Genomic DNA, 12,222 nt, shown 5'->3' with positions numbered 1-12,222 from the left:
CAATATAATTAATTTTAAATATAATATAATTAATTTTTTTATTAGTTTTTATCAAATAATTAAATTAATACCTTTAAAAATTTTATTAATTATTGTATGATGTGGTTAATAAAGGAAAGGAGAATATGATGGCGTACCCGCTCATAACAAATTGTCCGGTTTGCAGCAAACAATTAAAAATTACGAAGCTTCAGTGTACCCATTGCCAAACGACTGTGGAAAATGAATTTCAACTATCTAAATTTGCAGCTCTTGGACAGGATCAGCTTCAGTTTATAGAAACATTTTTAAAATGCCGTGGAAATATTAAGGAAGTTGAAAAAGAACTTGGAATTTCCTACCCAACTGTACGTGGAAAATTAGACGATATTATTACTTCACTTGGTTACACCACAAATAAAAAGGTGGAAATTGATAAGAAAAAAATAGTTTCGATGCTTGAAAAAGGCGAAATCACTGCTGAAGAGGCCATTCATTTATTAAAAGAGGGGGAACTATAAATGAAAGAAGAGATCTCAAGGGTGTTAACGATGGTAGAAGAAGGGAAGCTGGATAAAGAAAAAGCAACAGAATTAATTAATGTACTTCAAGGTAAGGAGCAATTCATTCCACTTAACAAAGATGCTCCTTATTTAAATAAAACATTAAAGATCCGCGTATCTTCAGAAGAAGGAGACAACGTGAATGTAAACCTTCCGATTAAGTTAATTAAAGCTGTTTTAAAAGTTGGCACGAGTATTGCGGAGAAAATACCTGAGGCTGAGAAGTATGTAAAGCATGTTAATGTAGATATGTTAATCGAAGCTATCGAAAATGAAGTAGATGGACAGATTGTCGATATCACTTCGGCAAAAGGTGAAAAAGTTTTCGTGGTCATTGAATAAATCTATGCTTAAAGTTCGAGTGAAATTAAAAGAAAAAAAGGTAACCATACCTGTTCCTTACCCGATCTTAAACCTCCTTTTAAGATTGATTACTTCAAAAAGAATAACAAGTTTGGTAAATAAAGCAATCGAAAATGATGGGAAAAAGTTTACGATTCCGCAAATAGATAGAAAAGACGTAAAGCCACTATTTAAGGCATTAATAGAGCAACGGGGATTAACTTTGGTGGAAACTAAATTTAAAGATGGAACTGAAGTAACCGTTCAGTTATGAATAATAAAGAGCACGCTCAAATGCGTGCTCTTTAACATTAATTATTTAAATCACATTTATCTAAAGGAATAACCTTAGTTTTCTTTGTGATTTTATATCCAAGCCATAGGATTAAGAATAACGGCAATCCGATATAGGAAACCATAACCCCGTTCCAATCAATATGATCCCCCATAAATGCGGAATAGTTTTGTCCTAGGACAACGAAACCACAAACTGCAAAGGCAAAGATTGGTCCAAATGGGAAGAGTTTTGATTTATATGGTAATAAGTTTAAATCTCTACCCTGAGCAACATAGGATCTACGGAAGCGATAATGACAAATTGCAATTCCAAGCCAGGCGATAAAACCAGACATACCTGAAGCGTTTAACAACCAAACGTATACGGTTCCATCACCAAAGAAAGAAGCAAGAAATGCAAGTGTACCCACTAGTGTTGTTACGATTAATGCATTTACAGGAACACCGTTTTTATTTAATTTACCAAGAAATTTTGGTGCTTTTCCTTCACGTGCCAAATCCCAAAGCATTCGAGTTGAAGCATACATGCCTGAGTTTCCTGCAGACAGTACAGCTGTTAAGATAACGGCATTCATAACTGAAGCAGCAAAAGCAATGCCTGCTTTTTGGAAAACAAGTGTGAAAGGACTGACTGTAACATCACCATTCGCTAAGTCGCCATTAGTATATGGAATTAAAAGGCCGATAACTAAAATAGCTAAAACATAAAATAAAAGAATACGCCAGAATACTTGTTTAACCGCACGCGGAATGGCTTTTGTTGGATTATCTGTTTCCCCGGCTGCAACTCCAAGGAGTTCTGTACCTTGGAATGAGAATCCAGCTGCCATAAAGATACCTAACATCGTCATAAAACCGCCGTGAAAAGGTGCATCGCCGACAGTTAAGTTTTTGAACCCTACGGCTTCTTCTCCCATAATGCCAAAAATCATTAACGTGCCTGTAACGATAAAGATAATTACCGTAACTACTTTCACTAAAGAGAACCAATATTCAGCTTCTCCGAATCCTTTTACAGAAAGGAAATTTAATAAAAACATAACGACTAAGAAGATTCCGCTCCAAATAAAAGAAGGAGTGTGCGGAAACCAGAATTTCATGATCATTGTAACGGCTGCTAATTCTGCCGCAATGGTAATGGCCCAGTTATACCAATAATTCCAGCCAAGTGCAAAACCGAGTGAAGGATCAACAAATTTAGTGGCATAGGTGCTAAAGCTTCCAGCAACTGGCATGTAAGCACCCATCTCAGCTAAGCTCTGCATTAAAAAGTACACCATTATGCCAATAACGAGATAAGAAAGGATAGCACCTCCAGGACCGGCAGTATGAATAGCTCCGCCACTTGCCAGGAATAGCCCTGTGCCAATTGTACCTCCAAGTGAAATCATCGTCAGGTGTCTCGATTTTAAACTCCGTTTTAATCCATCTTTGTTAGAAGGTTTAACATCTATGCTTACATCTTCTTTTAATACCCGTGCATTTTGCATAATTATAACTCCCTTAAAATTAGTTTATGGAAGGAGTTTGGAATAAAAAATGCCATCGAGATAGACATCGATGGCATTTATAATACCCCGCATCATACCTTCCGAAAGATAGCTCAACACGAACAGCTGGTAGGGCCATTCGTGACAGTTCTGTTCCTATTTGGAGACAGCCCCAGCATGCTTGTTCAGAGAAGAAAGCACACTTCGGCAGTTTTTCCTTTCATACGGAGTCAATAATGTCTCTGCATTTCGTCCGTGATACTAATAAAAACCGCGACCTCTACCTCATCGGCTTGATGAGGATTTATTTATGAAGTTTAATATATTACTAAAGTATAAATGCTATTGGAAAATTGTCAATGATTCATCACAAAAAAATAATTTAATAAGCATGAAATAAAAATTTCTTGATGAATAAATATTCATATAAAAGGAAAATCATAATTGGGTATGAATATTATATTATCCGATATTTCTCCCGTATAGAGGATGAAAATAATTGTCAGATAATTTATTATTATTATAAAAAACTATTAAATTTACATGAGGAAATAAAGTCGGTATTATTTCTAAATAAATGGATAAGTATGGGAGGATTTCCTCGTGCGGATTTTTGGACTGATTATTGGATCTCTTATTATTGTTATTGCTTTTAACCTTTTTTTAATTCCACATGAAGTGTTAAGCAGCGGATTAAGCGGAATTTCCATGATGTTTGGAATGATTACCCCGATTAATACAGGGTTGGCCAACTTTCTTTTGAATTTCCCGTTATTAATCATTGGATATAAAATGCTTGGGAAAAAGTTTATCATGAATACCATCTTTTCAGTATTAATTATTTCTGTAGGGCTTTATGTAATACCAGTATTCCCAATCGCAAAAGGCACAATCCTTTCCTCCATATTCGGTGGAGCTTTAACAGGCTTAGGTGTGGGAATCGTGTTCCGCTGTTCAGGATCAACTGGAGGCTTTGACATTATAGGGATGATCGTTGCACGTAAAAAAGACTTTCCAATAGGTGTTTTACTTTCAGGCATGAATGCAGTCGTTATTTTAATAAGCGGCTTTTTGTTCACGTGGGATGCTGCTCTTAATACATTAGTTTCGATATTTGTTACTGGTAAAGTGGTGGATGCTATCTATACCGATCATGCAAAATTAACAATCATGATTATAACAGAAAAAGGCGAAGAGATGAGACAGCATTTACTGACTAACCTGTACCGGGGTTTAACCATAATGGATGGAGTAGGCGGTTATTCAAATGATAAACGTAATGTAATGTTTACAGTTATTTCCCGTTACGAACTTAATGAAGTAAAAACGCTGATAACCGAAGTTGATCCAAATGCTTTCGTAAATATTACCGAAACAATTGAAGTCATGGGGCTGTTTCACAGGCCAAGTCCTTCATAACTAATGCTTGCACTTATTCAAAGTGCAAGCATTTTACTTGTATCTAGGTAATGATTTCATGGTATCGTTATCGGGGGATAAACAAACGATAAGTAATATCTCCCACCCAAAAGGAGGAAGCATCGATGACAACATCTGTTAGTACAAAAAGTTTGACTGAGTTGATTAATGAACGTCATTCAGTAAGAAAATATGATGCAAATTATAAAATTCCTAAAGAGGAAATTAATGATATTGTAAAAGAAGCAACAAAAGCACCATCGTCTAGTAATTTACAGCCATGGCGCTTTATTGTGATCGAAGACCAAGAAGTTAAAAAAGAACTTAGAACAATTGCGAACAATCAAGAACAGGTGGAAACAGCTTCTGCCGTGATTGCGGTCATTGGCGATAAAGAGATGTATAAAAGTGTAGAAAAAGTTTATCGCAGTGCTTTTGAAGCTGGATATTTAGATGAAGCAAGCATGAGTCGATTAATCGAAAACACCAACAAAACGTATCCTTTTGCTTCGGAAGAGATTCTAAAAAACATCGCTTCCTTTGATGCAGGACTAGTTTCCATGCAATTAATGTTAATTGCTAAAGATAGAGGCTATGATACGGTGCCAATGGGCGGTTTTAGCAAGGAGCAATTTGCGAAAAAATTTGACCTGCCTGAACGCTTTTTCCCTGTTGTCCTAATCGCCATTGGGAAAGCCGCTGCACCGGCTCATCATACAACCAGATTGCCATTAGATGATGTTTTAATTGATTATATCTAAATAAAATAACCCCTGTTGGGGATTATCAGATTGTCGAGAAAGGGGATTTTTCTCGGCAATTTCTTTGTCTAAATCTAAATTACCGATGTTTAATTAATTGATTGTCCCTGCTATTTGGCCTGTTGATTTCCGCTCCAGGCACTCGCTTTCCGCGGGGAGGTCCTGGAGCCTACTCGGCGCTTTGGCCTGCGGGGTCTCCAGTGACCTCTATTTCCCGCAGGAGTCGAGTGCCCTCCGCTTCAATCAACAGGTAGGTAGATGAACCAAAGTTATTGCAACACACCTTTTTCCAACCTGGCTAAATGGGCTGCAAATTTTTTTATATTTTTAGCAGCCTTTCCCCTTAACAGGGATTGGCGGAGCCTGTACAGTTTTTGAGTCTGCGAAGCTTCACTCAAATTTTTCCTTTCAAAATTTATAAAGCATTTTTTCCTATTGAAAAACACTCTGTTGATTGGAGCGGAAGGCGCGAAGACTCCTGCGGGAGTACGGGGCAGGGGAGACCCCGCAGAAGCGAAGCGACAAGGAGGCTCCCTGGCACGCCCGCGGAAAGCGAAGCGCCTGGAGCGCAAATCAACAAGACTTGTTTAAAAACCTATACATTATATATAAGAATATGAATGAAATAAAATGCTGCCGAAGGGTTTTCGACAACCTGATAACCCCCGATTAGGGTTATTTTTGTTTGATTTAATTATTAATGTACTTTTCAAAAACAGAGCCAAAGTCCTTCACGCAATATTGCTTTTTGCTGTCTTCTAACCATTGGAATGCCGCTTGGTTAAGCATTTTAAACTGAACCACTAAATTGCTGTCAGGACTTGTTACACGGCCTAATGTAGTAGAGGCTACTTCAAGGCTTTGCTTTGCGAATTGAAAGGAAACGTCATTTTCATGTGTGATTTCAGATATTTTGATTAAAGCTTTATATAAGTCTTTTACTTCTTCAATATGTTTCTTATGAACATCAATAGAAAATGGCATAGAACCAATTTTGAATTTAATTTCTACGTCTAGATCGACGGTTCCAGCTGTTTCAAGCATGACATCGGAAATTTTGTGGATAGCATAACTATATCGGTGCAGCATGCGCTTTTTACTTGTGGCGCTTGTGCCGTCTAAATGGATAAGAGCATTGTTCGTAAAACAATATTCATCTGATTTTGATTTAATTAAGAAATAGATTTTTTCATTATCTTCATGCATCACATAATCATCGGCGTCCACTTTATCATAATTTTCCGGTTTAATAACCGCACCAACATCACTTAGTCCCAAAATATCAGCAGCAACTTTTCCGAACATGGTATCTACCTCACTCTTTGTAATTTATTTTGACCAAAATATGTACGTGCGAAAAAGAAGAAAGTTTCAATTTTTCTATAAACAAATAATTCAGAAATCTGATATACTATTAAAGTTGATCTGCGTAAGAGAAAAATTTTTTTGAAGGGGATATAGTCGATGCGGCCCATCATTTTAGGCATTCTTGCCGCTTTCTTTTTTGCGTTTACCTTTATTTTAAACCGGTCAATGGACTTAGGAGGCGGGAGCTGGATTTGGAGTGCATCCTTACGTTATTTCTTTATGGTTCCCTTTCTTTTCGTTATAGTAAGCATGAGAAAAAATCTAAAGCAATTATTTGCAGAAATGAAAAAAAGTCCAGGTGCATGGTTTCTATGGAGTTTTGTTGGATTTGGATTGTTCTATGCACCTATTTGTTTCTCAGCTGCTTACGCTCCGGGTTGGCTAATTGCAGCCACCTGGCAAATCACCATTATCTCCGGTTCATTGTTAGCTCCGCTATTTTATGAAACCATTTTGACAGATAAAGGACCAATCCAATTAAGAGGAAGAATTCCATTCAAAGGATTGGCCATGTCATTGATTATTTTATTGGGAATTATCTTAATGCAACTTGAGCAGGCCAACCATCTTTCTGTTTTGGCGATTTTCTTAGGGGTGATTCCCGTTGTAATTGCATCTTTTGCTTATCCTCTTGGCAACCGAAAAATGATGGAAGTATGCGACGGACGTTTAGATGTATTTCAACGTGTATTAGGGATGACATTGGCCAGTCTCCCGCTATGGATTATTTTATCTCTATATGGTTTTCTTACAGAAGGACCTCCCAGCTCGGGACAAACGATACAATCAGGACTTGTTGCCATTTCTTCCGGTGTCATTGCCACCATTCTCTTTTTTCATGCTACCGATTTGGTAAGAGGAAATATGCAGAAATTAGCAGCGGTTGAAGCCACACAATCAATGGAAGTTTTATTTGCTTTAGTTGGGGAGTTGTTGCTGCTGAATTCTTTATTCCCCTCAATGGTCTCCTGGATTGGAATGATATTAGTTATGGCTGGAATGGTGCTTCATAGCTATATTTCTCATAAAAGTCCCGCCACTCCCCCGCTAATTACTAGTAAAAAAAATTCAGTTAATTCCTAAAAATATTGAATCCTTATCAATCAAACGTTGATAAGGATTTTTCGTGTTCTATCCATTTAAAAATGGACTAAGCTTATCGATTGTTTCCTGCATAAGCGCAGCATTTTTCTTGTACATTGCTTTTGATTGTTCACAATCGGTCTGATGCGAAAATATTTCTAAATCGGCTTGGGTCTTTTTCAGTGTTGCAAGTAATAGAGGTCTTTGTTGCGGCTCGGGAACCTGAATTTTATCATCATACAGATCCACGGTTAATTCACCGTAAGAGTCAACCTGACCTATGAAAACATTAGCAAGAGAAACGTTTAGTTTTTCTAATTCTGTATAGAGCCAGGCTCTGCTTTTTCGAGCGATTCGCAATGGTTCATCGATGATATTTCCATCCATTATGACCGTTTGCGGCTCTTTTTCATTTGGCACTTTCATTTGTAAGTCTTTTGGTGTAAGCGGACGGTTTTCCTTTTTTAACATGGCGGTTAAATTGCCACGGGGTTCTAGGACCGCAAATTCCACATCTGCAAGCCTAAAAATATCCTTTTGACGAAGCAGTGCTGAAAGCTCGTCAATCGTATATCTTTCTTTCTTTAAATTTTCTTCCAAAATTTTTCCATCTTTAATAACAACCGTTCCTTTTCCTTCGACCATGTCCCGAAAACTTTTACTGTATAAGGAAATAAAGTCAACCAGCCAGGTAACAAAGCCAAATACCACACACGCCAATATTCCATGATAGATATTGGCTTCAAGTCCGGTTACAACCTCCCCGGCAATACTGCCGATTGTAATACCGGCAATATATTCGAAAAAAGAAAGCTCAGAAATTTGTTTTTTTCCAAGAATTTTAGTTGTTAGAAATAAGAGCAAGATAAATATAAGCGAACGAACAATGATAAATATCCATCCTGGCACTATTTTTCACCCCAATGATTATGAGCCTTTATATTGTGGTTCCTGTCGTTCTAGTTCCAAAACACGATATTGAAGGTCTTTTTTGATATCGGCCATCGTTAAGGAAGTTTCATGAAACACAGCTTGAGCTTCTTTATCTAAAGAATTTAAGGCAAGCGAAGACAGCTGCGCTTCAATTCCTTTTATTGTAATCAGACATTGCTTAACATTTGAAGCAACGGTCACTAGAAAAACTTCCTTTCGTTTGTTTTTAAGCCTAAAAAATAAATGAAAAATGGGTTGGCTAAGCGCCAACCTAATTGATTATTGATTGTATTGTGGTTCTTCAGTTAAGATTTCTTGAAGACGAGGCTCAAGGCTATCAAGAACTTGTTGTGTTTGCTGGGCAGCCTGTTGATAGAGTTGTTTTGCATTTTGGTTATCAGTTGCCAGCGCAAAGGTTTCGAAACTTGCCTGTGCACTTTTTAATCCAGCTAATGCTTGTTTTACCTGTGTTCCTACAGTCATAAGTTAATCCTTCTTTCGTGATAATGATTGAAATTACAAAAATAGTATGTGATTTATCTTGGTGCTTATGTACTTATTTTTATATTTGGGCGACTGAAAATTTTTCCACCACCACTAATTCAATTATTTTTTTTAGAATGTGTGCATATAGATGAAACATTAAAATCGTGAGGTGATTGTAATGCCTAAAGTTGGAAAAGATGATTTTGTTCCAGGTTTTGTTCCACACCATAATCATGGTTCTGTAGACTATACTGGTGTTAGTTCAGGGCATGTCCACCAATGTCTTGATGTAACCTCACCACCAATACCAACACAGGATGGCGGACATATTCATTTTACTGAGGGATATGTTTTATTTGAGGATGGGCATACCCATCATTACCGTGCATATTCAGGACCGGCTATCCCAGTGGGAAATGGAATGCATGTTCATTACTATGATTTTCATACTACGGAAGAAAGCGGCCACAGTCATCATGTTAAAGGCGTGGATCACCCAGCACCTGGAACAAAATAGAATGGGATAAAAACCAGTTAATGTTTGACTGGTTTTTTTAATTCAGATTTTTGTGAAACTTTATCTGGAAAGTTACGTAAAATTATTCAGATAATGGTAAAATAAAAGGGATAAAATACATAAGGATGGTATTTTTATATGTTGTTGCAAAAAAGGAAAGAGTCTACTGAGGATAGTCAGGTAAAGCTTGTTGCCTATACAATTATTTTGTACATCAGCAGTTTATTTGTTCCATTTATTGTTGTGGCTTCCTATCAGAGTATGGTCTATTACTCCCGAAATCAATGGTTTTTTACAACGCCATTATCAGCCTATATCACTTTTGCGGCAGGAATGTTAATAATAGCGTTCGCTTTAACCGTTTATCTTATTTTTCGGCAGCGATCGAATGGCAGCGGATTAAAATGGGTCACTTGGGTCTTAATTCTTGGAAGCATACCAGTATTTGTAATGAGCTTAACCAATTATTATTTTTTTGATGAAAAAGGAATCCATTATAACTCCCTTACTAAAATTAGGGAAGAGGACTATGAATGGGATAAAATTAAAAAAATTCATATCGTTTATCGAAACCACCAAGGAACCACGAGTATATTGCAATATCAATTTGAAAGTAGGAATGGCAGGGAAATTACCATACCTTTTAATGATAAACTTTCAGAAAATAAGTGGCGGGTTGAAAAAATGGTAAAAGAGAACAATATTCTTGTAACAGATAATTTTAAAAATCCTATTACGGATTAGCATTAGAAAGGTCTTCCTAAAAAAATTGGAAGACCTTTCTAATTATATTAAAATATGCTCCAAGACGAGGGGGCGCAATGCTGTGGTTTTATCGATAAAAATAAATCCATCATACCTTTGACTCATGTTAGAGGGTACATAATTTCCAAAATGCTCATATTCAGGCCGGTATACTACACCTATCGCTCGATGACCAATGGTTGTGGAAAATTCTTCTTGGTTTTTATTATTAAAAATGAGGTATTTATTAAAAGCACCCGAATTGTGCATAAGATATTCCCAGCTTCCATATTGCGCTGGCGGAACTTCAGTTACCTGATAGTCCAGACCCCATTCAGTTGCCGAAATAACGGTGCCGTTAAAGGTTCCGAAGCCGATAATGAACACGTCTTCCGGTTTGTTTTGTTCTCTAATTAATTGTCCGACATTTACCATTCCCTCATCCTTCATGTCAGTTGCCCTTGCATCGCCAACATGAGTATTATGCTCCCAAATAATCACTTTTGCGTCTTCGCCATAAAACTTCATTACCGAATCTAGGGCATCTACCATATGTTTGTCCCGAACATTCCACGACCTTACATCACTTGTTACCATCGTACGATAGTATTCCTCAGCATGTGCCGTAACCAAGGCATTTACTTCCATATTCAGACTGCTTTCCTCTTGGTCATCGAATCGCCATTTGTTTTTTCGAATTGATTCTAAAAGTTCTAACGATTCTTTCATACAATCGTCCGATAGAAACCCTGCCGAGACTGCATAAGTTTCATGATTTCGGTTAAAAGGTTCATAGCAGGAGAATGCTTTTTTCGCATGGATTAGGCTAGGGGAATTGTTTTTTTCTAAATATCGGAGGATTTCATCCATACTTTCCCAAAGACTATATACATCCAAACCATAAAATCCGACTTTTTGTGTTCGTGAATGCTCCAGGTTATATCTTTTTAACCATTCGATTAGAGTAATGATTTCTTGATTAGCCCACATCCATGTTGGCCATCTATTATAGGATTGAAGCACCTCTTTTACATCTATACCATTTTTGTCAATCCCCTTTACGTACCGGTTAACACTTTGGCAGGATGGCCAATCTCCCTCAACGGCAATAAATGAAAAACCTTTTTCTTTAATCAATAGTTTTGATATCTCAGCACGAACTGAATAAAACTCGGAAGTTCCATGAGAGGATTCACCGAGGAGCACGTATTTAGCATCACCTATAGCATCAATTAAAGGGGTAAGGTCTGAAATTGTGTCGAAAGGTTTTGCGTGTTTTTTTATGGATTCATACATTGCATTATCGCATCCCTTCATAGTTCATGTTGGTAATTTTCCCTTATAATTTTCGGCTATTACATAAAAAAGAATCCTTTTTTAAAGGATTCTTTCATTAACGGTGCATCGTCCACATGCCAATATCTTTAAAGCCTAGTTTTTTATAGATTCGACCTGCCTCAGGATTATCATAAAAGAGACAAAGAGTTTTTCCTTCTGATAAAACATCATTAAAAAGCTTTTGCATAATCCCAGTGGCAAGTCCCTGACGGCGATTTTCATTTCTTGTGCAAACGCCGACAATCATGGCAGAGATGGAATTTTCAGCTGTTGTTGACACACATGCGGTCATTATGCCGTTTTCTTCAGTATAATAGTTCCTTGATGTATTGGACTCTATTGATTTTAATAAGATTTCACGGGCATCACTTCGTATTTGAAATTCTTTAATCGTGCTGCGAAGGGAAATAATTCTGTCAACATCCTCTATTCCTGCTGAGTGTATTTCTAAATCTGTCGTCCCCAAGTTTTCTGGTGAACGGCATTCAGCAAAGTATGTAACCTGTTTTGGTCCAAGTTCCAATTCTTTATAGGACTCGAATCGTTCTACAATATCTGATTTTCCGGATAGGTAAAGAGGCTTCTTATACTCATTCATGATTGAAGCAAAACCTCTAACATTAAATTCCCCTTTAGCATACGGAATAAATGATTGATAAAAGCGGAGGAGGACGGCTCTGAACTCTCCTTGTGGATCAAATTCCCCCCAAATTTCCTGAAAATCAGAATGATATCCAAATACCTCTAAATCCCCAATAATAAATAAATTTATCGAAGGTTCCCCACGTAAAAAGGAGAGGACCTTTTTGTGATCATTTTCTGATAGTTTTCTAATCAAATTAATCTCCCCCTAGGTTCTATTAGATTAATCAAATAATACGAAAAATTCAACCATTTAAAAC

The 12,222-nt window shown here is 37.0% G+C and carries 15 protein-coding genes and 1 riboswitch; of the genes, 8 read left to right on the top strand and 7 right to left on the bottom strand.

Annotated elements, in window-relative coordinates; all coding sequences use genetic code 11:
- Positions 1–128: 128 nt before the first annotated feature.
- The 3 genes from PH210_RS21210 to PH210_RS21200 are packed head-to-tail and all read left to right on the top strand — an operon-like array spanning position 129 to position 1,158.
- Entirely contained in the window at positions 129–500 is a 372-nt protein-coding gene (locus tag PH210_RS21210) for a DUF2089 domain-containing protein (protein ID WP_289988248.1), read from the top strand.
- Positions 501–884, top strand: coding sequence for an SHOCT-like domain-containing protein (locus PH210_RS21205; RefSeq protein WP_289988246.1), 384 nt, complete (start codon positions 501–503; stop codon positions 882–884).
- Between the two features lie 4 nt (positions 885–888).
- Complete coding sequence (locus PH210_RS21200; protein ID WP_289988244.1) at positions 889–1,158, top strand: hypothetical protein; 270 nt, start codon at positions 889–891, stop codon at positions 1,156–1,158.
- Between the two features lie 37 nt (positions 1,159–1,195).
- Here PH210_RS21200 and PH210_RS21195 read toward each other — a convergent pair whose 3' ends face one another.
- Positions 1,196–2,671, bottom strand: a complete 1,476-nt coding sequence (locus PH210_RS21195; RefSeq protein ID WP_289988242.1) for an amino acid permease — start codon at positions 2,669–2,671, stop codon at positions 1,196–1,198.
- A 101-nt stretch (positions 2,672–2,772) separates the two neighbouring features.
- Positions 2,773–2,962: riboswitch (Lysine riboswitch) on the bottom strand.
- A gap of 312 nt (positions 2,963–3,274) precedes the next feature.
- Between PH210_RS21195 and PH210_RS21190 the strand changes: the two genes are divergently transcribed.
- Entirely contained in the window at positions 3,275–4,090 is an 816-nt protein-coding gene (locus tag PH210_RS21190; protein ID WP_289988240.1) for a YitT family protein, read from the top strand.
- 125 nt (positions 4,091–4,215) lie between these two features.
- Positions 4,216–4,851: a nitroreductase family protein gene (locus tag PH210_RS21185; protein WP_289988238.1), complete on the top strand. Its 636-nt coding sequence runs from the start codon at positions 4,216–4,218 to the stop codon at positions 4,849–4,851.
- A 690-nt stretch (positions 4,852–5,541) separates the two neighbouring features.
- On the opposite strand, the gene PH210_RS21180 is transcribed toward PH210_RS21185, so the two are convergent.
- Entirely contained in the window at positions 5,542–6,156 is a 615-nt protein-coding gene (locus PH210_RS21180) for a PH domain-containing protein (protein ID WP_289988236.1), read from the bottom strand.
- A 159-nt stretch (positions 6,157–6,315) separates the two neighbouring features.
- On the opposite strand from PH210_RS21180, the gene PH210_RS21175 reads away from it, so the two are divergent.
- Positions 6,316–7,302 (top strand): DMT family transporter, encoded by a 987-nt coding sequence (locus PH210_RS21175; RefSeq protein ID WP_289988235.1) that lies wholly within the window; start codon positions 6,316–6,318, stop codon positions 7,300–7,302.
- A 48-nt stretch (positions 7,303–7,350) separates the two neighbouring features.
- On the opposite strand, the gene PH210_RS21170 is transcribed toward PH210_RS21175, so the two are convergent.
- The 3 genes from PH210_RS21170 to PH210_RS21160 form a co-directional block, all read right to left on the bottom strand.
- Positions 7,351–8,211, bottom strand: a complete 861-nt coding sequence (locus PH210_RS21170; protein WP_289988233.1) for a DUF421 domain-containing protein — start codon at positions 8,209–8,211, stop codon at positions 7,351–7,353.
- Positions 8,212–8,229: 18 nt separating this feature from the next.
- Positions 8,230–8,436, bottom strand: coding sequence for a DUF1657 domain-containing protein (locus PH210_RS21165; protein WP_223595569.1), 207 nt, complete (start codon positions 8,434–8,436; stop codon positions 8,230–8,232).
- Positions 8,437–8,514: 78 nt separating this feature from the next.
- A complete protein-coding gene (locus PH210_RS21160; protein WP_223595571.1) occupies positions 8,515–8,718 on the bottom strand; it encodes a DUF1657 domain-containing protein in 204 nt (67 codons plus the stop codon).
- A gap of 181 nt (positions 8,719–8,899) precedes the next feature.
- Between PH210_RS21160 and PH210_RS21155 the strand changes: the two genes are divergently transcribed.
- The gene (locus PH210_RS21155; RefSeq protein WP_289988228.1) at positions 8,900–9,238 is read left to right on the top strand and encodes a YmaF family protein; all 339 of its coding nucleotides are present in this window, start codon (positions 8,900–8,902) and stop codon (positions 9,236–9,238) included.
- A gap of 138 nt (positions 9,239–9,376) precedes the next feature.
- Positions 9,377–9,982, top strand: a complete 606-nt coding sequence (locus PH210_RS21150; RefSeq protein WP_289988226.1) for a PH domain-containing protein — start codon at positions 9,377–9,379, stop codon at positions 9,980–9,982.
- Positions 9,983–10,024: 42 nt separating this feature from the next.
- On the opposite strand, the gene PH210_RS21145 is transcribed toward PH210_RS21150, so the two are convergent.
- Together PH210_RS21145 and PH210_RS21140 are read right to left on the bottom strand one after the other, a co-directional pair.
- Positions 10,025–11,278, bottom strand: coding sequence for an erythromycin esterase family protein (locus PH210_RS21145; RefSeq protein WP_289988224.1), 1,254 nt, complete (start codon positions 11,276–11,278; stop codon positions 10,025–10,027).
- Positions 11,279–11,375: 97 nt separating this feature from the next.
- Positions 11,376–12,158: a GNAT family N-acetyltransferase gene (locus PH210_RS21140; RefSeq protein ID WP_289988220.1), complete on the bottom strand. Its 783-nt coding sequence runs from the start codon at positions 12,156–12,158 to the stop codon at positions 11,376–11,378.
- Positions 12,159–12,222 lie beyond the last annotated feature (64 nt).

Source organism: Paenibacillus sp. BSR1-1 (assembly GCF_030403775.1).
Lineage (GTDB): Bacteria > Bacillota > Bacilli > Bacillales > Cytobacillaceae > Neobacillus.
Note: the sequence above shows the minus strand (reverse complement) of the source record. Positions and strands in the feature narration are given on the sequence as shown.